Annotated in this window: 19 protein-coding genes; 7 read left to right on the top strand and 12 right to left on the bottom strand. The window is 71.1% G+C overall.

Annotation, left to right across the window (positions count from 1 at the left end; all coding sequences use genetic code 11):
* Positions 1-86: 86 nt before the first annotated feature.
* The 6 genes from G567_RS29400 to G567_RS0116510 form a co-directional block, all read right to left on the bottom strand.
* Complete coding sequence (locus G567_RS29400; RefSeq protein ID WP_051233199.1) at positions 87-932, bottom strand: glycoside hydrolase family 16 protein; 846 nt, start codon at positions 930-932, stop codon at positions 87-89.
* Complete coding sequence (locus tag G567_RS32255; protein ID WP_051233198.1) at positions 908-2,005, bottom strand: glycoside hydrolase family 16 protein; 1,098 nt, start codon at positions 2,003-2,005, stop codon at positions 908-910. Before G567_RS32255 ends, G567_RS29400 begins: the two co-directional genes overlap by 25 nt.
* A 34-nt stretch (positions 2,006-2,039) precedes the next feature.
* Positions 2,040-2,786: a VldE C-terminal domain-containing protein gene (locus G567_RS0116525; RefSeq protein WP_147201031.1), complete on the bottom strand. Its 747-nt coding sequence runs from the start codon at positions 2,784-2,786 to the stop codon at positions 2,040-2,042.
* 10 nt (positions 2,787-2,796) lie between these two features.
* Positions 2,797-3,381: a hypothetical protein gene (locus tag G567_RS0116520; protein ID WP_147201032.1), complete on the bottom strand. Its 585-nt coding sequence runs from the start codon at positions 3,379-3,381 to the stop codon at positions 2,797-2,799.
* A gap of 5 nt (positions 3,382-3,386) precedes the next feature.
* Positions 3,387-4,178: a chromosomal replication initiator protein DnaA gene (locus G567_RS0116515; RefSeq protein ID WP_028930852.1), complete on the bottom strand. Its 792-nt coding sequence runs from the start codon at positions 4,176-4,178 to the stop codon at positions 3,387-3,389.
* Positions 4,179-4,421: 243 nt separating this feature from the next.
* Entirely contained in the window at positions 4,422-5,930 is a 1,509-nt protein-coding gene (locus tag G567_RS0116510; RefSeq protein ID WP_028930851.1) for a glutamate-cysteine ligase family protein, read from the bottom strand.
* Between the two features lie 166 nt (positions 5,931-6,096).
* Here G567_RS0116510 and G567_RS0116505 point away from each other — a divergent pair, with 166 nt between their 5' ends.
* Both G567_RS0116505 and G567_RS0116500 read left to right on the top strand, forming a co-directional pair.
* The gene (locus tag G567_RS0116505; RefSeq protein WP_028930850.1) at positions 6,097-6,909 is read left to right on the top strand and encodes a TrmH family RNA methyltransferase; all 813 of its coding nucleotides are present in this window, start codon (positions 6,097-6,099) and stop codon (positions 6,907-6,909) included.
* Between the two features lie 4 nt (positions 6,910-6,913).
* A complete protein-coding gene (locus tag G567_RS0116500) occupies positions 6,914-7,468 on the top strand; it encodes a DUF2537 domain-containing protein (protein WP_028930849.1) in 555 nt (184 codons plus the stop codon).
* A 51-nt stretch (positions 7,469-7,519) separates the two neighbouring features.
* Here the strand turns inward: G567_RS0116500 and sepH are convergent, their stop codons facing one another.
* The 3 genes from sepH to G567_RS29390 all read right to left on the bottom strand — a co-directional run bounded on the left by sepH (position 7,520) and on the right by G567_RS29390 (position 11,266).
* Complete coding sequence (gene sepH, locus G567_RS0116495; protein ID WP_028930848.1) at positions 7,520-8,659, bottom strand: septation protein SepH; 1,140 nt, start codon at positions 8,657-8,659, stop codon at positions 7,520-7,522.
* Between the two features lie 223 nt (positions 8,660-8,882).
* Positions 8,883-10,019, bottom strand: coding sequence for a phosphoserine transaminase (serC, locus tag G567_RS0116490; protein ID WP_028930847.1), 1,137 nt, complete (start codon positions 10,017-10,019; stop codon positions 8,883-8,885).
* A gap of 173 nt (positions 10,020-10,192) precedes the next feature.
* On the bottom strand, positions 10,193-11,266 hold the full coding sequence (locus G567_RS29390; protein ID WP_245585675.1) for a citrate synthase 2: 1,074 nt from the start codon (positions 11,264-11,266) through the stop codon (positions 10,193-10,195).
* 364 nt (positions 11,267-11,630) lie between these two features.
* On the opposite strand from G567_RS29390, the gene pdxH reads away from it, so the two are divergent.
* The 4 genes from pdxH (at position 11,631) to G567_RS32250 (ending at position 15,834) form a co-directional block, all read left to right on the top strand.
* A complete protein-coding gene (gene pdxH / locus G567_RS0116480; RefSeq protein WP_028930846.1) occupies positions 11,631-12,296 on the top strand; it encodes a pyridoxamine 5'-phosphate oxidase in 666 nt (221 codons plus the stop codon).
* 57 nt (positions 12,297-12,353) lie between these two features.
* Entirely contained in the window at positions 12,354-13,718 is a 1,365-nt protein-coding gene (locus tag G567_RS0116475; protein ID WP_425414261.1) for an MFS transporter, read from the top strand.
* 126 nt (positions 13,719-13,844) lie between these two features.
* A complete protein-coding gene (locus G567_RS0116470) occupies positions 13,845-15,152 on the top strand; it encodes a citrate synthase (protein WP_028930844.1) in 1,308 nt (435 codons plus the stop codon).
* 175 nt (positions 15,153-15,327) lie between these two features.
* Positions 15,328-15,834, top strand: coding sequence for a sunset domain-containing protein (locus G567_RS32250; RefSeq protein WP_147201035.1), 507 nt, complete (start codon positions 15,328-15,330; stop codon positions 15,832-15,834).
* 23 nt (positions 15,835-15,857) lie between these two features.
* Here the strand turns inward: G567_RS32250 and G567_RS0116460 are convergent, their stop codons facing one another.
* Genes G567_RS0116460 through G567_RS0116450 form a run of 3 tightly spaced genes read right to left on the bottom strand, consistent with a single transcriptional unit; the run spans position 15,858 to position 19,769 of the window.
* The gene (locus G567_RS0116460) at positions 15,858-17,048 is read right to left on the bottom strand and encodes an ABC transporter permease (protein WP_028930843.1); all 1,191 of its coding nucleotides are present in this window, start codon (positions 17,046-17,048) and stop codon (positions 15,858-15,860) included.
* Positions 17,045-17,941: an ABC transporter ATP-binding protein gene (locus G567_RS0116455; protein WP_028930842.1), complete on the bottom strand. Its 897-nt coding sequence runs from the start codon at positions 17,939-17,941 to the stop codon at positions 17,045-17,047. The genes G567_RS0116460 and G567_RS0116455 overlap by 4 nt, the downstream gene beginning before the upstream one ends.
* A 16-nt stretch (positions 17,942-17,957) precedes the next feature.
* On the bottom strand, positions 17,958-19,769 hold the full coding sequence (locus G567_RS0116450; RefSeq protein WP_028930841.1) for a sigma-54-dependent Fis family transcriptional regulator: 1,812 nt from the start codon (positions 19,767-19,769) through the stop codon (positions 17,958-17,960).
* A gap of 482 nt (positions 19,770-20,251) precedes the next feature.
* Here G567_RS0116450 and G567_RS0116445 point away from each other — a divergent pair, with 482 nt between their 5' ends.
* Positions 20,252-21,889, top strand: coding sequence for a ferritin family protein (locus tag G567_RS0116445; RefSeq protein ID WP_028930840.1), 1,638 nt, complete (start codon positions 20,252-20,254; stop codon positions 21,887-21,889).
* The last annotated feature ends 18 nt before the right edge of the window (positions 21,890-21,907 follow it).

Raw genomic sequence — 21,907 nt, 5'->3', positions numbered from 1 at the left:
TCGTGGTGGGAGCGGCGTGTCAGTTCGGGATGGCTCGGGCCCCGGCCGGTCGGCCGGGGCCCGAGGCGTGTCGGCGAGCGGCGTTCCTACAGTCCGTAGATGCGCACCCAGTCGAGGTGCAGCTGGACCTGTGCGGGCGAGGTCTCGTCCAGAGGCGGGATCCAGTCCTTGCCGTAGGGCCCGATGTCCTGCTGGATCGCGAGGTGCATCGGCCGGGGCGGAATCTGTGCCTTGTCGGTGCTCCGGAAGATCTCTTGGCCGTCGATGAAGCCGGCGACGTGGTCGGGGGTCCATTCCACCGCGTAGTTGTGCCATTCGGTGAAGTCGCCCTGCACGGAGGTGCCGACCTGGCTGTTGTTGCGGCCGTAGTGGAGCACGAAGTTCGACTCGGTCCGCGACGGCTTCGGGATCTCCATGAAGTCGATCTCGCCGCCCTTGGGGAAGTCCTCCGCGTCGGGCCAGAGCAGGATGACCGCGCCGTAGCCGGTGCCGACCTCGGTGCGGGCCCGCACCTCCCAGCGGCCGTACAGCTGGCCGGGCTGCCAGGCCATGCCGGCCGACTCCCGTCCCCGGCTGGTGATCGTCATGACGCCGTCGGAAACGGCGATGTTCGACGGCCGGTGCCGACCGTTACCGCCGGTCGTCTCGCCCGAGTACGGATGCCAGAAGGTGGTGTCGAGCGTGTCGCCGTCGAACTCGTCGTGCAGCAGCAGCGGCCAGTCGTGCACGACCGCGGCCTCGGTGTCCGACCGGGTCGCCGGGTCGAGCTCGGCACGTCCGCTCGGGGCCACCGGATCGTTGGTGTCGGTGACAGGGGAAACGGCCTGCTCGGCGGCCGGTTGGGCGGGCGGCCGGATCAGGCTGCGGACGAGCACGATCGGTACGGTGAGCATGGCCAGCGCGACGATCACCGCCAGAACGGTGAGAACCATCCGACCCCTCGGCCGCCGCGGAGGCTCCGGCTCCTGCGAGGTCTCGATCCCGACGGTGAGCTGGTCCTGGGCTCCCACGGCGTCTCCCCCGGTGAATCCGACTGACCGGGCGACCCTATGGCGCCGTCACTGTGTGCACGCTGAGAGCCACCGGCCGGATCGGGACGATCCGCGACGGCCGGGGCGTCGAGGGAGTACTGGCGCACCCAGTCGACCTCCATCCGCGACTCCTGCGGAGTGTCGCCATGGGGGAACCAGTCGAGCTGGATGCACAGGTGCATCGAGCCGGGCGGGAAGATGCCGGTGTTGGTGGTGCGGAACCACTCCTCGCCGTCGACGAAGGCCGTGATGGACTCGGGCGTCCACTCCAGCGCCCAGTTGTGCCACTGCGTCGCGTCGACCTCGACCTCGCCGGAGATCTGCGAGTTGTCCGCGCCGTAGTGCAGGAACATGTTCGTCTTCTGCCGCGTGTGATCCATCATCTCCATGAAGTCGATCTCTCCGCCGACCGGGAAGTCCTCGGCGTCGGGCCACAACAGCAGCAGCGCGTTGTACGAGGGGTCGCTCGACGGGGCGCGCACCCGGCCTTCCCAGCGTCCGTACTTCTGTCCGGGGAGCCAGGCCATGCCCCCGGTCGTCCCCGACGAGTCACCGGTGATCGTGAGGACGCCGTCTGCGATCGACACCGCGCTGGGTGAGCGGGTGCCCTGCCCGGCGTGGCCGGGGCCGTCGTAGATGTTCCACTGGCCGGCGCCGCCGTCGAAATCGTCGACGCGGTTCGGGGTGCCCCAGCCGTACCTCGCGGCCGCGGTGCCGCCCTGCGTCGAGATGGCGCCACTACTCCCCGAGCCGGTATTCGGTGCCGAGTCCCCGCCGGATCCGGGCGGCGGTTCGACGGTGCCGCCCGCGGGCGCCCGGCCGACCGGCGTCGGGCCCACCGTCACGACCTGCGGGTCGCCCGGCAGCGCGCTCAGATCGGGGGTCTGCGAGCCCGGACCCGACACGATCACCACCACGGCGACCCCGGTGGTGAGATACCGCCGGATCAGCTTCTCGATCTCGTCGATCGTCATGCGCGCTCCTCGTCGCTGCGGGCATCGCCCGGCGTCATTCCGCGAAGCTCACGTGCAGGTGGTCGAAGTGCCCCCCGGTCGGGTCGCGGACGTCGTACACACCGCCGCCCGTGTAGGGCCTGCCCCAGCCGTCCGCGTCCGGTACCGACGGGTCCCAGTAGCGGCCCTGCCAGATCAGGTACTCGACGCGGAGGGACGCCGCGTTCGCGCGGAACCAGTTGGCCACCCGCCAGCCGTTGGCCAGCTCCTCGCCCTCCGGGAAGGCCCCGGGCGCCGAGGGAAACAGGTCGCACGCCCGGCCGTGCGGATGATCGCTGGCCGGGTTCCAGGCATGGACGTCCCAGCAGCTCGCGGAGCGGATCACCGGCCCCTCCCGCCAGCCGCCGAACTCCGCGGCCATCGCCTCCAGACCGTGCCGGGCGGCCGCGGTCAGACATCCGCCTGGGCGCGTCGGATCGGGCAGTGTGCAGCCCTTCGGTCCGGGCGGGCCGGGGTCGTACCGCGGGACGGAGCTCCGGTCGACCGCCGCGCCGGATTCCTCGATGGCGCTGCGGACGGCGTCGAGGGAGTCGCGGATGAGGCCGGCCCGCCCGTCGGTCAGCGGCAGCGACTCCCGGATCGGCGACGGCTCCCGGGCCAGCGACGCGGGCCGGGCCCGCTCCGCCGTGGCCGTCGGCCAGCCGGGGATTTGGTCGCTCTCGGTCACAGGACCGAGTACCAGCGCGCTCAGCAGCGCGGCCAGTGCGGTCGTCAACGCACCGGGCAACATGGACGCCCGCACGATTCACCCGTCACTCCGCCCACGCGGGGTCGGGGGCGATGATCCGGAGCCCCCCGACCGGCCGGCCCGCGTCGCCGGGCCGGGCCGGGGGTGCCGCGGCGACGGGGCCGGGCATCCGGCGGACCGGATGTCCCGCCGGGGGCTCGCGGTGCAACCGGCCCGTTGCGGCGACCAGCTGCGCGAGCTGCCGCAGCGCCGTGGCGTAACCGCGCAGCTGCCGCGGCAGCGCGTCCGCCGGCTGCGCGAGCATCCCCGAGGCCTCGGTCAGCGGGTCGAGCAGCTCGCGCCAGCGCTCGATCCGGGGGAGCACGACGATCCCCGAGAACTGGCTCTGGACCTGCTGCAGTGCCGCGTGCAGCGGGCTCCTGGCCGGAACCGAGCCCTCGGCCGTGACGGCGAGCACCGGGCGCGGGCCGGGGCCGCCGAACCGATCGGTGAGCCGCGCGGCGCGATGCAACGAATCGCCTGCGCACCGGCAGACCAGCACGTCGACGCGAGGGTCGACCGCACGTCCGGCGTCAAGGCCGTGCAGGGCTACAGCGACCGTCGTCGTCCCGACCCCGCCGGCCACCCCCGCCACCACGGGTGCGCGCATCCTTCTCACCACGCACCCTCGGGGTGGTCGTCCCGTGGCAGGTCCGCGTCGCCGGTGTCGCGGTGCTCGGTCGACGGGGTCTTGTCGTCGAGGGCCTCCTTGCCCACGTCGACGACGAGCCGTCCAGCGTAGACGGCGACCGGGACGCTGATGCGAACCCAGTAGGACGCCAGACTGCGCCAGCCGCGCCCGGTCGGCGCGGGCGCCACCGCCGGAGTGCCGGCGATCTCCGGCTCGACCTGGGCCGGGGCTTCGTCGGTGCGGTTGCCGACCGGCCGGTAAGGGGTGATCCGCACCCGCACGTCGACGAGGACACGGTCCTCGCCATCGGGGCGGACCCGCCCGGGTAGCGCCAGCTCGGCCCGTTGTCTGCCGGCTCCCGACCAGCCGAGTCGTGCCGGTTCGCCCACCGGAGCCGGCAGGTAGTCGGCGAGCACGAATCCACGGCGGTCCGGATCGTCCTCGTCCCAGGACAGGTAGTCGACGGCGAACGCCCCGGCCAGGGCCGCCGCCTCCGCGGGGTGTGGGGTCGCGTCGGGGCCGGCGGCGACCGGCGGGAAGCCGTGGGGATCGGTGAGCGGCTCCCGCTGCAGCCCGGCGGCGCGGAACGGGGCGGGATATGCGGGCCGGGCGGCCCGGGTGGCCGGGCCGTGGTCGTCGGGAGGTCCGGCGGTCCATCCGGAGGGTGGTGGACCATAGCCCGACGGGTGCTGACCGGGCCCATACGGCAGCCATGGCGGGGTCGGGGGCGCACCGGGCCCGACGGAGTTGCGGCCGAAGAGGCGAAAGCGGGCCATGAGTCTCCCGTCTGCGGGCACGCGGAATCGGCACCCGACGCGGCGCCGGTTGCTCAGTGGGCTGGAGGACGGCGGTGCCTGATCACCACCGCGGGGACAGCGCAGACAGTAGAAGCGGGCGAGCTCGCCCGGCCGGGAACGAACCGTCCCTTCGCGATGGTGAACCCGCCGGTCAGCGACCGGCGTCGACGATCAGCGCGGCCACCGCGGCTCGGTCGCGTCAATACCGCGACTCGCGGAGCGTCAGGTGGGGAGTGGCCAGGCCTGAACGGGCTCGTTGGCGGTCGAGGCCTCGACGTAGCGCTGGAGCATCCCGCGCAGCGCGGCCGGCCGGTCGGCGCCGCGGGCCTCCAGCGCGGCGACGGCGTCGAGTTGCCAGCTCGAGCCCGTCCGGCGCAGCGCACAGCGGCGCTCGATCACCGAAAGGTACCGGTCCCGTACCGCGCTGCTGACCCCCCAGCGCGCCAGGCCCTCGTGCGCGAGCGGGAGCAGCTTGCGCAGGATCAGCTCGTCCGGGTGGATCCAGCCGGTGCCCGGCCAGTACAGGGGCTCATCGAGGCCGTGCCGGGCCGCGGTGATGAAGTTCTGCTCCGCCGCCTCGAACGACATCGTGCTCCACAGCGGCCGTTCGGCCTCGACGAACACCCGCAGCAGCCCGTAGAACAACAGCGCGTTGGCCACCATGTCGACCACGCTCGGCCCGGCCGGCAGCACCCGGTTCTCGACCCGGACGTGCGGGGCCTCGTCGACGACGTCGTAGACCGGGCGGTTCCACCGCCAGATCGTGCCGTTGTGCAGCCGCAGCTCGTCGAGCACCGGGACCCGGCCCGCCTCCAGCTCGGCGAGCGGATCGACCTCCTCCGCGACCGGCACCAGGCTGGGGAAGTAGCGGGAGTTCTCGGCGAACAGATCGAGGATCGAGTTGATCCAGCGCTCACCGAACCACACCCTGGGTCGCACGCCCTGGTTGCGCAGCTCGGGTGTGCGCACGTCGCAGGCCTGCTCGAACAGCGGGATCCGGGTCTCCGCCCACAGCTGTGCGTCGAGCAGGAACGGTGAGTTCGCTCCGACCGCGAGCTGCACCCCGGCGAGGCACTGCGCGGCGTTCCAGTACCCGGCGAACGCCTCCGGCGAGACCTGTAGATGCAGCTGCATCGAGGTGCAGGCCGCCTCGGGAATGATCGAGTCGAAGTCCGCCGTCAACCGCTCGGGGGCGACGTCGGGGCGCCCGGACGGCTGGGCGCCGGTGATATCGATCCGGATCGGTTCGCCGCGGGTGTTGAGGATCTGCTCGTTGAGCACCCGATATCGGTCACCGTCGGAGAGCGAGCCGGGCACGAGATGGCCGCGGCCGAGGGTGGGCAGTACGCCGATCATGACGATCTGCGAGGCGCAGTCCCTCGCCTTGGCGCCGGCAGCGGCGAGCTCGTCGAGCAGCTGATGCTCCAGATGACGCCACTCGTCCCCGGGCAGTAGCCGTGGCGGCAGGTTCAGCTCGATGTTCCAGCGACCGAGCTCGCTCTGGAATCCGGCCGACCCGATGGCGGCCAGGACGTCGGCACCGGACAGCGCCGGTTCGAGCTGGCGGTCGACGAGGTTGAGCTCGAGCTCGATCCCGGTCATGGGTTCGTCCTGGGCGAACGGATGCTCGCGCAGCATCGCGGCCAGCGCATCGAGACATCGGTGTACTTTGCCACGGTAGCGTTGGCTGTCTCGTCGACTGAATCTGGTCCGGTCGACGTCCTGGCCCATGTGAAGCCTGACCCTCCCTGTCCCCCGGGGTCGGGACGGACCACGAGCCCATTACGGCTGGGTCCTGAGCGGTTGCCTACCGTGTCACACGATCGTGGTGCGCGGTACCGGCCGACTGGATGACGGAGGGCGGGCGGCCCGGCACCACCTGCGACGATGGTCGATCGTGGCAACGATCACCCACATCCCTGATCCGGACGATCCACGCATCGACGACTTCCGGGATCTCACCAACGCCGACCGGCGCCCCGACCGGCCAGGTGGCCGCGGCCTGGTCATCGCCGAGGGAGTCGTCGTGGTGCGCAGGCTGCTCGACTCGCGGTATCCGGTGCGCTCGCTGCTCGGGGTATCGCGGCGGCTGGCCGAGCTGGCCGACGATCTCGCCACGATCGACGTGCCCGCCTACCAGACCGACGCCGACACGATGGCGGCCGCGGTCGGTTTCCACCTCAACCGCGGGGTGCTGGCGGTGGCCGATCGGGCACCGGTTCCGGACGCCGCCACACTCGCCCGCTGCGCCCAGGTGCTCGCCGTGCTCGAAGGTGTCGGCGACCACGAGAACCTCGGTGCGCTGTTCCGCAACGCCGCCGCCCTGGGGGTCGACGGGGTGCTGCTCGGTCCGCGCTGCTCCGACCCGCTGTACCGGCGCAGCGTGCGGGTCTCGATGGGCCATGTGCTGCGGGTGCCGTTCGCGCCGCTGCCCGGGGACTGGCCGGGCTGCCTCGATCTGCTCCGCGCCTGCGGGCTGCGGGTGGTCGCGCTGACCCCCATGCCGGAGGCCCGGCCGATCGCGGCGGCGGGCCTGGCCGGGCGGCGGGTCGCGCTGTTGCTCGGCGCCGAGGGACCCGGGTTGAGCGCCGCCGCGCTGGCCGCCGCCGATGTCCGGGTGCGGATCCCGATGGCCGGTGGTGTCGACTCTCTCAATGTGGCAACGGCCGCCGCCGTCGCCTTCCACGCGGTGGCCCCGGCCGTACCCTGAAACCGTGCACCTTGGCGCGGGGGGTCAGGTGGTGTTCGGGGAGCAACGCCCGGACGATCCCGCGCTGCCCGACGACCTCGTGGCCGCCCTGCGTGAGTGGGCGGAGGTGGCCGAGGCCGTCGAGCTGAACGGCGGGCCGTCGGAACGCTCGCTCGTGTACCGCCGTGGCCGGCAGCTCGCCGCCCGGCTCGCCGACCTGATCGGGCGTCCGGTGCAGTTCCACGACCCGGTGACGGGCCAGGTGGAACCGGTGTGGGGACGCGCGACCGGTCCGCCGCCCCGCACGGACCCGGAACGCGCCGCGCCCACGCCCTGGGCCACGGGACTTGCCGTGTCCGCCTTCTTCGCGGCGTTCACCGCGCTGGCCGATATCGTGCTCAGCCGCGCGTTCGCCGATGCGTTCGGGGTGCTGTGGGCGCCGGCGAACCTGCTGGTCGCGATCGGCCTGGCGCCCTCGCTGTGGTTGCTGCGCCGCACCCCGTTCTGGCGGTGGCCCGCGTTCGGCGCCGCCGCGGGCCTGGTCAGCGCGTGGGTATGCCTTGGGTTGACGCCCCCGTGAGCGCCGCGTAACGGTGGAGCGATACGCAACGCTCACGACCGCGCAGCGCACCTACCGCTGGCCGCGAACGCCCAGCAAGACCTCGTCCCACGACGGCATGACCGGCTTGCCCTTCTTGGTGCGCCGCACGGGCTTCTCCGGCTGCGGCTCGGACGCTGCCTCTGTATCGGGCGCTGTCTCCGTATCGGGCGCTGTCTCCGTATCGGGCGCTGTCTCCGTATCGGGCGCTGTCTCCGTATCGGGCGCTGTCTCCGTATCGGGCGCTGCCTCTGTATCGGGTGCTGCCTCCGCGTCGGGGCCGGCCGGGCCGGGTTGCGGCGCCGGCCGGGCGGGCGCGTGCCGCTGCTTCTCCGCCGTGGCCGGTTCGGCAGGCTCCGGGTCTGCCGGCGGCGGGCTGGCGGGCCCGGGCCGGACCGGCTCGGGAGGCCGGGCCGCGGTGGCGGGCCGACGCGGTTCCGCGGGCGGCCCGGCCTCCGTCGGTCGCTCCCGCACCGGGGCACCGGCCGCGGCGGCGCGCACGACCTGCTGCTCGGTGGGTTCCGGCGCCGGCTGCGGTTCCGGCTCCTCGGCGCGGCCGATGTCGATCACCGGGCCAACCGTGCGCAGCGGGCGCAGCGGCAGACCCTCGACGAGATCGCTGGCGTGCTCGTCGACAGCGGTGACGGTACCGCCGTGCGGCCCCGGCTGGAACGTCCAGTGCGCGCGGTTGTCCGAACGACCGGCGCTCCAGCTGAGGCAGACGACCCATCTGCCGTCGTCGCCCTTCCACGAGTCCCACTCGGCGTCGAGGTAGTCCTGTCCGCGCAGCCCGAAGGTGTGGGCGACGACCTCGCCGAGTGTGCGCACATCGGGTCCGTCGGCCCGCAGCGGATGCGCGCCCTGAGCCAACTCGGCCGTCCGCGAGCGCTCGAGCAGCACCGGATAGGCGAATCGCTCGATCTTCTGCAGGGGCACCCCGGCTGCCGAGGCGACCTGCTCCACGGACGCCCCTGCCCGGATGCGCGCCTGGATCTCTCGAGGTCGCAACTGGCTCTCCCACTCGATCGCGATCTGTCCGAGTCGGGTCAGGTCTCCCCGGGCGGCGGCGCGCAACCGCTCGTCGGCCGGCACCGTGAAGCGCTCGCGACGCGCCGGATCCTCGAGGACGACCGCACCGTCCTCGGCGATCCCGACGACCCGCAACGCCCGCATCGGCGGCCCCCCGCTCTGTCTCTCCCGTCCGGGTGAAGATAGTTGCCAAATCGAAACCTGCGGCGGAGGCGCGCCGGACCGAGATGCCTCGGCTGCCCGGCGCGGCTTCACACCAGGCTGTGCGCCCCCACGCACGTGTCGCCCCCACAGCGTTGCACGGCATGGTGGTTTTGGTAAAGCTGGGACCACCGATGCTGGTGTGACGAACGGCCGCCGCGGCGGTTCAGCCGAGCCGCTCGACGACCCAGTCGATGCAGGCGGTCAGCGCCGAGACGTCGTCGGGCTCGACGGCGGGGAACATGCCGATCCGCAGCTGGTTGCGGCCCAGCTTCCGGTAGGGCTCGGTGTCGACGATGCCGTTGGCCCGCAGCACCTTGGCGACGGCGGCGGCGTCGACGGCGGCGTCGAAGTCGATCGTGCCGACGACCTGCGAACGGTGGGCCGGGTCGGCGACGAACGGCGTCGTGTACGCGGTCTTCTCCGCCCAGGTGTACAGCCGGCTCGACGATTCCGCGGTCCGGGCCACGGCAGCGTCCAGCCCGCCGAGGCCGTTGAGCCAGTCGATCTGCTCGGCGAGCAGGAACAGCGTCGCCACCGCCGGCGTGTTGTAGGTCTGGTCCTTGGCCGAGTTGTCGATCGCGGTGGCCAGCGACAGGAACGGCGGGATCCAGCGCTCGCCCGCGGCGATCTCGGCGACCCGCTCCCGGGCAGCCGGGCTCATCAGCGCGATCCACAACCCGCCGTCGGAGGCGAAGCCCTTCTGCGGGGCGAAGTAGTAGGCGTCGGCCTGCGAGATGTCGACGGGCAGCCCGCCGGCGCCCGACGTCGCGTCGATGAGCACGAGCTGACCGTCGCTCGTCCCCTCGGGCCGAACGACCGGCACGGCGACGCCGGTCGAGGTCTCGTTGTGCGCCCAGGCCAGCACGTCGGCGGACGGGTCGGCGGCAGGCTCGGGGGCGCTGCCCGGCTCAGCCTTGACGATCACCGGGTCGGCCAGGAACGGCGCGCCCCTCGTGGTGTCGGCGAACTTGGCGGAGAACTCGCCGTAGGTCAGGTGCAGCGCACGCTCGCGGATCAAACCGAATGCCGCGGCGTCCCAGAACGCGGTGGAGCCGCCGTTGCCGAGGACGACCTCGTAGCCGTCGGGCAGCGAGAACAGCTCGGCCAGCCCCGCCCGCACCCGGCCGACGAGGGACTTGACCGGCTTCTGGCGGTGCGAGGTGCCCATGACCGCGGCTCCGGTGTCGGCGAGCGCGGCGAGGGAGTCGGTACGAACCTTGGACGGTCCGCAACCGAAGCGCCCGTCGGAGGGCTTGAGGTCGGCGGGAATCTGAAGATCGGTGCTGGTCGTGGACGTCACGGGGGCCAGTCTGGCAGCCCGCGGGACGCCGGTTCAGGCGCGGGGCGGCGAACGCGGTGAAACTCACGGACGGCCTTGCTCACACCGGGCTCACACGGGCCCGGTCGGACATCGCAGCTCAACCCCCTGGGAGTGCGTAACAGTGTTCGAACACTGTTACGCACTCCCAGGGGTTAGATCTTCGGCCAGCCCTCGACGTCCTCGGGCTTGCGCGGCCCCGGGCCGACGTACTGGGCCGACGGCCGGACCAGCTTGTTCTCGCGTTTCTGCTCCATGATGTGCGCCGACCAGCCGGCGGTCCGGGCACTGGTGAACATCGCGGGCATCATATGCGGCGGTACCTCGGCGAAATCGAGGATCACCGCCGCCCAGAACTCGACGTTCGTCTCGATCGGGTGGTCCGGCCTGCGCTCACGCAGGACGCTCAGCGCGGCCCGCTCCAGCTCGGCCGCCACCTCGTAGCGCGGCGCGCCCAGCTCCCGACAGGTGCGACGCAGCACCCGGGCCCGCGGGTCCTCGGCCCGGTAGACCCGGTGCCCGAAGCCCATGAGCCGCTCCTTGCGGTCCAGGATGCCCTTGACCAGCGCCTCGGCATCGCCCGTCCGCTCGACCTCGGCAATCATCGGCAGGACCCGGGCCGGCGCGCCGCCGTGCAGCGGACCGGACATCGCCCCGATCGCACCGGACAACGATGCCGCGACATCGGCTCCCGTGGAGGCGATCACTCTGGCGGTGAAGGTGGAGGCGTTCATGCCGTGCTCGGCGGCCGAGACCCAGTAGGCGTCGACGGCCTTGACGTGGGCCGGATCGGGCTCGCCGCGCCAGCGGACCATGAACCGCTGGGTGATCGTCGTGCATTCGTCGATCCGCGACTCGGGGACGGCCGGGATGCCGATACCCCTCGCGGACTGCGCGACGTAGGACAGCGCCATCACCGAGGCCCGCGCCAGCTGCTGGCGGGCCTCATCGTCGGTGATGTCGAGCAATGGGCGGTAGCCCCAGTAGGGCGCGAGCATAGCCAGCGCGGCCTGCACGTCGACGCGCACATCACCGGTGCGCACCGGGATCGGGAAGGGCTCGGCGGGTGGCAGCCCCGGCCCGAACCGGCCGTCGACGAGCAGGGCCCAGACGTTGCCGAATGTGACCTTCCCGACCAGGTCCTCGATATCGACGCCGCGGTAGCGCAGGGCGCCACCGTCCTTGTCCGGCTCGGCGATCTCGGTGCGGAAGGCGACGTGGCCCTCCAGACCGGACTTGAACCCGGGCGGAGGCGGGGGTACCGCCGATCCGTCCGTCTGGCCTGCGGCACCCCGCGTGTTCGGCGTGGCGGGCGCAGTCGGTGCAGTGGACACCCGTCCTCCTTGATCTTGGTCCCCGACACTCGCATCGGCCCGACACCGGACAGCGTCGATCGATGCCCGCTCGTGCGGCGGGCCCTTTGCCCGGATTGCGAGCGGCCCACGACCGCTGTGGACGGTTACCGTGGGCTGGCGCCACCCTGCCCCCGGCGAGCAGCGGAGGCAACGGTGAGTCCGGGTGGCATCGGTCACCGGCACCGCCAAATCGGCTGCTCGCGACTTACGGTCAGGGGTCCGGAGCGGAGGAGGTGCGATGGCGTACGCGGCGCCCGGCGCGACAGTGGCAGGTATGCGGATCGAATACGACACCGATGGCCTCGACCTCCCTGATCTCGCCCCGACCTGGCACGAGCAGCTGGCCCGCTGGCTGGCCGAGGCGACCACGTCCGGAATCCCCGAGGCGAACGCCATGATCCTGGCGACCGCCGACGAGCGCGGACAACCCTCGTCGCGGGCCGTCCTGTGCAAGGGGCTCGACCCCCGCGGCGTCCTGTTCTTCACCAACTTTACCTCGGCGAAGAGCCGCGACCTCCGGATCGGCCGGGCCGCGTCCGCGACGTTCCCCTGGTTCGCGATGCATCGGCAGGTCCACGTGCGCGGCACCGCCGAACGGGTGAGCGACGCCGAAGCCGACACCTACTGGGCGACGCGACCGCGCGGGGCGCAGCTGGGCGCGTGGGCGTCGGCGCAGTCGACCGTGGTCACCGACCGCCGGGTCCTCGACGACGCGCTCGGCCACATGACCCGGCGCTTCGCCGAACTCGAACGAGTGCCGCGGCCCCCGCACTGGGGCGGCTGGCGCATCGTCCCGAACCAGGTGGAGTTCTGGCAGGGCCGGGCGAACCGATTGCACGATCGGCTGCGTTTCGAGATCAACGGGATCGACCGGACGTGGCAGGTGCGCCGGCTGGCACCGTGACGGGGCGGCGCCGTGCGGATGCCACGACCGTCGCCGCAACATGGTACTCCTGAACGGGTGACTGTCCCCGGTTCCGAGGGGCCCACCCGCGAGCTGGGGACCGGGCCCGAGGCCCCCACGCGCGAGCTCGGGACCGGGCCCGAGGCCCGGACCCGCAAGCTCTCCGCCGTGATCCGTGGCGCGTTCGCCGACACCCGCCCGCTGCGCGTCCCCGCCTACCGCAGACTGTGGCTCGCCGGAATCGTCACGGTGATCGGGGCGCAGCTGTCGGTCGTCGCGGTCCCGACACAGATCTACGAGCTCACCGGTTCGTCGGCCTACGTCGGTCTCACCGGGCTGTTCGGCCTGGTCCCGCTGATCGTCTTCGGCCTGTGGGGCGGCGCGATCGCCGACGTCATGGACCGGCGGGTCCTGCTGCTGCTCACCGGCTCGGGCATCGCCATGACCTCGCTCGCGCTGTGGGTGGTCGCGGCCGGCGGGGTCGGCAACATCTGGATCATCCTCACGCTGTTCTCCGTGCAGTCGGCGATGCTCGCGATGAACCAGCCGACCCGCAATGCCGTCATCCCGCGGCTCATCCCGGCCGAGCAGCTGCCCGCAGCCAACGCGCTGAACATGACGGTGTTCCAGACCGGCGCGATCGTCGGCCCGCTGCTGGCGGGTGTGCTGATCCCCGTCGTCGGACTGCCCACGCTCTACCTGCTCGACGCGATCGCCCTGCTCGCGACGTTGTGGGCGACGTGGCGGCTGCCTCCGGTGCCGCCCCAGCGAACCGGCGTCACCGCGCAGCGACACGTCGGTTTCCGCGGGGTGCTGGACGGGTTCCGCTACGTCGGCATGCACAAGGTGCTGCTGGTCTCCTTCCTCATCGACGTGGTGGCGATGGGCTTCGGCATGCCGCGCGTGGTCTTCCCCGAGATGTCGGAGAAGGTGTTCGGCGACCCGCCGGGCGGGGGTATCGCGCTCGGCGCCCTGTTCGCTGCGATCCCGCTCGGCATGGTCGTGGCCGGGTTGTTCTCCGGCTGGCTGCAGCGGGTGCACCGGCAGGGTGTCGCCGTGACGTTGGCGATCTGCCTGTGGGGCGCGGGGGTCGCGATGTTCGGGCTGACGGGCTCGCTGTGGCTGGCCGTGCTCTTCCTCGCGATCGGCGGGGCGGGTGACATGGTCAGCTCGGTCTATCGGTCGTCGATGCTGCAGAGGGTGGCGACCGACGAGATGCGCGGCCGGATGCAGGGGGTGTTCGTCGTTGTCGTCGCGGGCGGGCCGCGGATCGCCGACATGTGGCACGGCCCGGCCGCTGCGGGCTTCGGGCCCGGGGCGGCGGCGACTGTCGGCGGCGCGGCGGTGGTCGTCGCGGCGATCGCCGTCGTCGCCCGGTTCCCGGCGTTCTGGCGCTACCGCGGCCCGGTCGAAGCCTCCTGACCGGCCGATAACGCGGGGCGGCACCAAACGTGACGTACGTCCGATTCGTCAAGCGGCGCAGACCAGTCCGAGCGCACTAGCGTGGCCACAAACAGGCAACATTCGAGTGTGAGAGGGAACCTCCACATGGCCGACCAGTCCGCCGCCTCCGACATCGCCGTCCTTCGTTACCCCGGCGGCGAGCACGAGATGCCGATCAGTTCCGCGACCGAGGGAGCTTCGGCCGTCGACGTCAGCAAGCTGCTGGCGAAAACCGGACTGGTCACCTACGACCCCGGTTTCAACAGCACCGCCTCGTGCATGTCGAAGATCACCTACATCGATGGTGACGCCGGAATCCTGGAGTACCGGGGCATCCCGATCGATCAGCTCGCCGAGAAGTCGACCTTCCTCGAGGTCAGCTACCTGCTCATCTACGGCAAGCTGCCCACGCGTGCGGAGTTCGACGCGTTCACCACCAAGATCAGCCGGCACACGCTGCTGCACGAGGACCTCAAGAGGTTCTTCGACGGCTTCCCGCGCGACGCGCACCCGATGCCGGTGCTGTCGTCGGCGGTCAGCGCGCTGTCGACCTTCTACCAGGACAGTCTCGACCCGTTCGACGAGGACGCGGTCGAGCTCTCCACGGTCCGGCTGATGGCCAAGGTTTTCACCATCGCCGCCTACGCCTACAAGAAGTCGGTCGGCCAGCCGTTCCTCTACCCGGACAACTCGCAGGGTCTCGTGGAGAACTTCCTGCGGATGACCTTCGGGCTGCCGGCCGAGCCCTACGATGTCGACCCGGCGTTCGCCCGCGCCCTCGACATCCTGCTGATCCTGCACGCCGACCACGAGCAGAACTGTTCGACGTCGACGGTCCGGCTTGTCGGGTCGTCGCAGGCGAACCTGTTCGCGAGCATCTCGGCCGGAATAAACGCACTGTTCGGCCCGCTGCACGGCGGCGCCAACCAGGCGGTGCTGGAGATGCTGGAGCACATCCGCACCGCCGAGAACGGCAACGTCGAGGCGTTCGTCGAGCGGGTGAAGGGACGGGAGCAGGGCGCCCGTCTGATGGGCTTCGGCCATCGGGTCTACAAGAACTACGACCCGCGGGCGCGGATCGTCAAGCAGATCGCCGACGAGGTGCTCATCAAGCTCGGCGTCTCCGACCCGCTGCTCGATATCGCCAAGGCGCTCGAGGAGAAGGCGCTCGCCGACTCGTACTTCGTCGAGCGCAGGCTCTACCCGAACGTCGATTTCTACACCGGCGTGATCTATCGGGCCATGGGATTCCCGACGAGGATGTTCACGGTGCTGTTCGCGCTGGGCAGGCTCCCGGGCTGGATCGCGCACTGGCGGGAGATGATGAACGACCCGCACAACAAGATCGGTCGCCCGCGGCAGGTCTACATCGGGCCCGCGAAGCGCGACTACGTGCCCATCGCCCAGCGCTGAGCCGGAGCCCACCCCACCGGGCGCTCCCAACGGTGCAAGCCGCGACGTGACCGCTGCTTGAGCGGCGCAAGCATCACCCAGTGGCGCATGAGCCGCTCAAGCGCGGCCGGGCATCGCGACGTCGACACGGGCAACCGCCTAGTCTCTGCCCACACCGAAAGGGGGAGGCAGACGCATGTCTGACGAGTCGACGCCCGTGCACCGCAGCCAATGGATCGTGCTCGCCGTGCTCCTCGGCCTCGTGGGCTGGATCACCTACCGCCGGATCGCGGACCGATCCGACGAGGAGCGGAACGCTGCCACGGCGCCACCCCCACGGACGCCTCCGGCCGTGGCCGATGGCCGCGCCGCGCCGCCGGCGGAGCCGGTCGGTACGGTGCCGCCGACCCCGTCGGCCCAACCATCACCTACCGAACCCGCACCGGCTGCCGCCGAACCGGTTCCGGCCGAGGATCCGGACGCCCCATACGGCCCGGGGTCGGCCCGTCCGCTGCCCGACGGATCCGCGCCGGGGCCGGACTACACGATCAAGGGCAGCGGGGCGTCGAAGCTGTTTCACACCCCGTCGAGCCCGTACTTCGCCCGCACCAAGGCCGAGGCATGGTTCCGCACCGCCGAGGATGCCCGGCGCGCCGGGTTCACCGAGTGGAAGCGCAAGCCTCGTGCCGGTCGTTCCGGGTGAAGCACTGAAGGACCGCCCGGGCACTACCCCCGGCGCGGGCTGAGCGCCTCCTTCAGGCTCACCCGGGCGCCGGTGCGCAGCACCGAGTTGCGGTAGATCCGCGCGGCCAGCAGCACCACCCCGACGATCGACGCGAGGGTCAGCGCGACCGCGAGGCCGACCTGCCACAGCGGCGCCACCCCCATCGCCGCGCGGGCCGGCATCAGGGTGGGGGAGAACAACGGGATGAACGACAGCACCGTGCCCAGCGTGTTGCGGGGGTCATTGGGCAGGACGCTCACCGCGAAGATGAACGGGATCAGCAGCGGGAACATGATCGGCGCGACGATCGTCTGCAGCTCCTCCTGCCGCGACACCGTCGACCCGGCGGCCGCATAGATCGCGGCGTAGAGGAAGAACCCGAGCAGATACCAGATCACGGCCGAGACCAGGGCCGATGCGGCCGCCGTCGGGATCGTGAGCAGCCCGAACGCGAGTGATCCCGCGAGCCCGATGGCGCTGAGGACCAGCAGCTGCAGCAGCCCGACGGCACCCAGCCCGAGGATCTTGCCCGCCAGCAGATGCACCGGCTTGATAGTGGAGAGCAACAGCTCCACCACCCGGCTGGTCTTCTCCTCGACGACGCCCTGGGCGACCGCGGTCCCGTACCCGACCAGCGACATGAACAGCAGCACCGCGACGACGATCGCCAGCACGAGCCGCTGCCCGCGCTCGGGGTCGACCGGCTCCAGGGTCGTCACCGCGACATGCCCCTGCGCGGCGATCTGCGCCGGATCGACACCGGCCTGCATCAGCGCGTCGTTCACGGCGCGCTGCCCGATCACCCCGGACACGATGGCCTGCAGCGACGAGTCGACGGTGTCCAGCCCGATCAGTTTGTAACTGCCCGGTACGCCGACGAGCAGCGCGTCGAGATCGCCGTCGCGGACCTGTTGCTCCCCGGTCTCGTGGCCCACCTCGGTGATGGTCAGCGTCCGGTCCTGGGCCTGGGCGCCCGCCTGCAGCGCCTCGCGCAACGCAGCCGTCTGCGGGGTGACCCCGAGTGTGTTGCTCGAGGTCTGGCTGCCGATGAACTGAAACAGCAGGATGTAGATCCCGAAGATCGCGATCGTGATCAGCAGGCCGACCGCGAAGCTGCGCGAGCGGGTCTGGGCGATGAACTCGCGACGGGCGACGAGCAGTACGGCCCGGCCGGGGGGGAGTGGTGCGTTCACGCTGCGGCCCCCGAGGTGACCACATCGCGGTAGAGGTCGGTGAGCGGTGGCTGGTAGCGGCGGAACTCGTGGACCGGGCCTGCCGCGAGCGCTGCCCGCAGAACGTCCTGGTCGGAGGCACCGTCGGTGAGCTCGACGCGGGTGCGCGTTCCCTCGACGGACACGACGGTGACGCCGGGCAGCGCGTGCGCCCAGGCCGCCGGTGGTGGCCCGACGACGTCGAACCGCTCGGTGCTGTCCGTGCGCAGCTCGGCGACCGTGCCGACGGCCACCATCCGGCCGCCGGAGATGATTCCGACACGATCGCAGAGCCGTTCGACGAGATCGAGCTGGTGGCTGGAGAAGATCACCGGTACCCCGCTGTCGGCCTTGTCGCGCAGCACGCTGTTCATCACCTCGACCGCGGTGGGATCGAGCCCGGAGAACGGCTCGTCGAGCACGAGCACCTCGGGATCGTGCACCAGCGCGGCGGACAGCTGGACCCGCTGCTGGTTGCCCAGCGAGAGCTTCTGCACCTCGTCGCCGCGCCGCGCGTCGACGCCCAGCCGGGTGGTCCAGCGCTCGACCGAGGCACGCGCCTCGGCCGGCTCGACCCCGTGCAGCCGCGCCAGGTACTCGAGCTGGTCGCCCACCTTCATCTTCGGATACAACCCGCGTTCCTCGGGCATGTACCCGATCCGCCTGCGCATATCGGCGTCGATCGGCGCGTCCTTCCAGCGCACCTCACCCGCGTCGGCCTCGAGCACGCCGAGCACGATGCGCATCGTCGTCGTCTTGCCGGCGCCGTTGCTGCCGACGAAGCCGAAGATCTCCCCGGGCCGGACCGCGAACGTGACGTCCTGCAGCGCCTGCACCGGCCCGAACCGCTTGCTGATCCCGTCGATCTCGAGCACAAACCGAGCGTATCGGTCAGCCCGTCCGGCCTGTGTCCGCCGCGGCCGGCACGGAGATGCCGTAGCCGCGGATCTTGCGGTAGATCGTCGCCCGGGACATCCCCAGGTGCCGTGCCGCCTCGGCCTTGTTCCCGTCGGTCTCGATCAGCGCCTCGACGATCGCGTCGCATTCGATCGCCTCGAGCGGGGTGAGGACGCGACGGGTAGTCGCCCGGCACTCCGCGGGCAGGTCGGCCGGGCTGACCTGGCCGGTCCGCCGCCGCGCGACGATCTTGCGCAGCACCTGGTAGAGCTGTTCGACATTGCCCGGCCAGTGGTTGCGCATGAGCACCCGCATGGCGTCCGGGGAGCAGGTCAGCTCCGCGCCCCGGGTGAGCCGGGCGATGAGATGCGGCACCAGTTCGGTGACGTCCTCGATGTGATGGCGCAGCGGCGGCACGTCGACGGTTCGGGGGAACGAGGCGAGCAGCTCGGTCAGCGCGGGGCTCATCCGCGCCCGGCTGCGATCGACGGTCGCGACCACCCACGGCCGCTCCGGATCGGTCGACTCCCGATGCGGTTCGAGGGCATCGCCGAGGGCCTGTACGCCCTCGGCCGAGAGCTGGTCGACATGGCAGAGCACCAGGGTCCCGGCCCCGGTTGCCAGCTCCTCGACGACCTCGGCGATCCAGCGCGGCCCGTAGTCCTGGGCGTCGAGCAGCCGCAGATGGGCCGCCGGGCTGCGCAGCTGGTGGGTCGCCCTGGCCAGGGTCCGCTTTCCGGTGCCGGGCTCACCCTGCAGCACGAGCCATTCGCGGGATCGGAAGTGCCGGTCGACGGCCTGGCAGCATTTCGCCCACATCGGCCCCGAGCCGACGGTGGCGGGCAGCGCCGCCGGATGCGGCAGGCTCAGGGCGCGCGAACCCGCGGTGTCGGCGGAGACCAGCTGGACGTGCAGCACCCCGCCGCTGCTTCCGCCCTCGACCCAGCTCGGCCGGCACTGCACCCTGGCGGTTGCCCCGCTGGGCAGGTCGATGAGCAGCTGGCGCCGCCGCCCCGAGCTGAGCGCCTCGGCGGCGTTGGTCACCAGCGGCATCTGGTCGCCGGGATCGAGCAGCTCGCGCGCCCGATCGTTCATCATCAGCAGGTCGTCGCTGAGTGCGAGCACCGCCCCCCGATTGCGTTGGCAGGCGGCCAGATAGTCGTGCAGCAGGGTGAGCTCGCGACGGCCCGACTGTTCGAGCAGCGTCTCCTCGATCCGCCGGGCGATCGTGGCGACGGCCGTCGCCATCATCTTGTTCGCCTCGCGCCGCCAGCAGGTGAGATCGATGACGCCGAGCAGCTTGCCGTTGATCGGATGCCGGATCGGGACGCCGGCACAGGCCAGGTCCTCGAGCTGCTCGATGTAGTGCTCGTGGCCGAACACCTGGGCCGGTCCGCGGCCCTCCAGCGCGGTGCCGATGCCGTTGGTGCCGATATAGCGCTCGGCGTAGCTGAACCCGGGTGCCAGCCACACCCGGTCGAGATGCTGGTTGAGCGCTGAATCACCGGTGCGTCGCTGCAGGACGACGCCCTCGTCGTCGCAGAGGATGACGCTGACGGGCTCGCCGGAGAGCTGGTCGGCGACCTCGAGGACGATCGGGGTGGCGGCGCGGACGAGCGGCGAGTCGGGCGCGCAGTCGCTTTCGTAGGGCAGCTCGAGATGGTCGGCCGGGACGTCGTAGTGTCGGGAACGGGTCCAGGACGCCAGGATCGGCGCGCGCACGATGCCGGGGTCGACCGGGTCGTTCACGAGAAACGCCGTGCGCGCGTGCGCGATCCGCTCGGCGGGAGCCAGGGGGACGGACACGGCGGGGACCGCCCGCGTGCCGCCCTTGGGCGTCTCACGGGCCTCTTCGGGGGTCGAGCGTTCTGCCGGATGGCCCAACCGGTCGCCCTCCTCGGAGCAGCTGTGGTCCGCGTCGTCGCGGCAGCCGGTATCGATCCGGACGGTACCGCCCGGACGCGCTCCACGATAGGGGGGACCAACTGCCAACCGTCTCATATTGAGACCGCAGGCCGCGGGTGGCGGATGTGTGATTCCCAGCACGAGATGAGCTACGCCGAGGACCCGCGCAACCCGGCCTGGCTTCATCTCCGGTCCACCGCTGTCGCCGGGGATCTCGCGTCAGCCCCGGCCCGAGGCGGCGGGCGCACAACGGGAGAACGCCCACGACCCCCGCCGGTCCCACCACCAGGCCGGCGGCCCGCGGGGCCGCGGGAAGCGGGGTCAGCACCTGGCGCTGGCTCCACCACCCACCACCGTGAGGAGACGACGTGAGTCGGCAGAGTCTGGCGAAGGCTCACCAGAAGATCCAGGAACTCGCCTGGGAGCCGCAGTACCACGAGCCGTACATGAAGTACGGAACCGACTACACCTTCCGGAAGGCGCAGAAGAAGGACCCGCTCAAGCAGGTCCTGCGGTCCTACTTCCCCATGCAGGAGGAAAAGGACCACCGGGTGTACGGCGCCTCTGACGGCGCCATCCGCGGGAACATGTTCCGTCAGGTGCAGGAGCGCTGGCTGGAATGGCAGAAGCTCTTCCTGTCGATCATTCCGTTGCCGGAGATCTCAGCGGCCCGCTCGATGCCGATGCTGTTCCACGCGGTACCGAACCCGGAACTGCACAACGGCCAGGCGATCCAGATGATCGACGAGGTTCGGCACAGCACGATCCAGCAGAACCTCAAGCGCCTGTACATGAACAACTACATCGACCCGGCGGGTTTCAACAACAGCCTGCGGAACTTCCACAACGACTACTGCGGAACGATCGGCCGTCAGTTCGCTGAGGGGTTCATCACCGGTGACGCGATCACCGCGGCGAGCATCTACCTGACGATCGTCGCCGAGACGGCGTTCACCAACACGCTGTTCGTGGCCATGCCGGCCGAGGCGGCGGCCAACGGCGACTACCTGCTGCCGACGGTGTTCCACTCGGTGCAGTCCGACGAGTCGCGGCATATCTCCAACGGCTACGCCACGCTGCTGATGGCGTTGTCGGACGAGGACAACCGCCAGCTGCTCGAGCGCGACCTGCGCTACGCGTGGTGGAACAACCACCGCGTGGTGGACGCCGCGATCGGCACCTTCATCGAGTACGGCACGAAGGACCGGCGCAAGGACCGCGAGTCCTACGCGGAGATGTGGCGTCGCTGGATCTACGACGACTACTACCGCAGCTATCTGGTGCCGCTGGAGAAGTATGGCCTGGTGATCCCGCACGACCTCATCGAGGAGGCGTGGAAGCAGATCTGGGAGAAGGGCTACGTCCACGAGGTCGCGCAGTTCTTCGCCACCGGTTGGCTCGCCAACTACTGGCGGATCGACGGCATGACCGACGAGGACTTCGAGTGGTTCGAGTACAAGTACCCGGGCTGGTACGACAAGTACGGCAAGTGGTGGGAGAACTACAGCAGGCTGGCGACCCCGAACGGGCACAACCCGATCATCTTCGAGGACGTCGACTACGTGTACCCGCACCGCTGCTGGACCTGCATGGTGCCGTGCCTGGTGCGCGAGGACATGGTCACCGACAAGGTCGACGGCCAGTGGCGCACGTACTGCCACGAGGTCTGCCACTGGACCGACACCGTGGCGTTCCGGCCGACCTATCAGGGCCGGGAGACCCCGAACATGGGCCGGCTCGTCGGTAAGCGGGAGTGGGAGACGCTTTACCACGGCTGGAACTTCGCCGACGTCGTCAAGGACATGGGCATGGTCCGCGACGACGGCAACACCATGACGGCGCAGCCACATCTGAACCTGGATCCCAAGAAGATGTGGACCCTGGATCACATGCGGCGCTGCCCGTCGTTCGTCAGCCCGAACGTGGTCCTGAACGAGATGACCGACGCCGAACGCGAAGCGTTCGCCGCTGACTACGTCCGTCAGGGTCCGGCCGGTCGCCCGGCACCCGCGAACGCCTGAGCGCGGGTCAGGCGAGGG

The sequence above is a fragment of the Pseudonocardia asaccharolytica DSM 44247 = NBRC 16224 genome, from assembly GCF_000423625.1.
Taxonomy (GTDB): Bacteria; Actinomycetota; Actinomycetes; order Mycobacteriales; family Pseudonocardiaceae; genus Pseudonocardia; species Pseudonocardia asaccharolytica.
This window is presented reverse-complemented; position numbering and strand designations above follow the sequence as displayed.

Coding starts and splice junctions, on each gene's coding strand:
- G567_RS0116515 (WP_028930852.1), bottom strand. CDS start 4,178: ATGGCCCGCTTTCGCCTCTTCGGCCGCAACTCCGTCGGGCCCGGTGCG.
- sepH (WP_028930848.1), bottom strand. CDS start 8,659: ATGCGGGCGTTGCGGGTCGTCGGGATCGCCGAGGACGGTGCGGTCGTC.
- pdxH (WP_028930846.1), top strand. CDS start 11,631: ATGGCGTACGCGGCGCCCGGCGCGACAGTGGCAGGTATGCGGATCGAA.
- G567_RS32250 (WP_147201035.1), top strand. CDS start 15,328: ATGTCTGACGAGTCGACGCCCGTGCACCGCAGCCAATGGATCGTGCTC.
- G567_RS0116510 (WP_028930851.1), bottom strand. CDS start 5,930: ATGGGCCAGGACGTCGACCGGACCAGATTCAGTCGACGAGACAGCCAA.
- G567_RS32255 (WP_051233198.1), bottom strand. CDS start 2,005: ATGACGATCGACGAGATCGAGAAGCTGATCCGGCGGTATCTCACCACC.
- G567_RS0116520 (WP_147201032.1), bottom strand. CDS start 3,381: ATGCGCGCACCCGTGGTGGCGGGGGTGGCCGGCGGGGTCGGGACGACG.
- G567_RS29400 (WP_051233199.1), bottom strand. CDS start 932: ATGGTTCTCACCGTTCTGGCGGTGATCGTCGCGCTGGCCATGCTCACC.
- G567_RS0116470 (WP_028930844.1), top strand. CDS start 13,845: ATGGCCGACCAGTCCGCCGCCTCCGACATCGCCGTCCTTCGTTACCCC.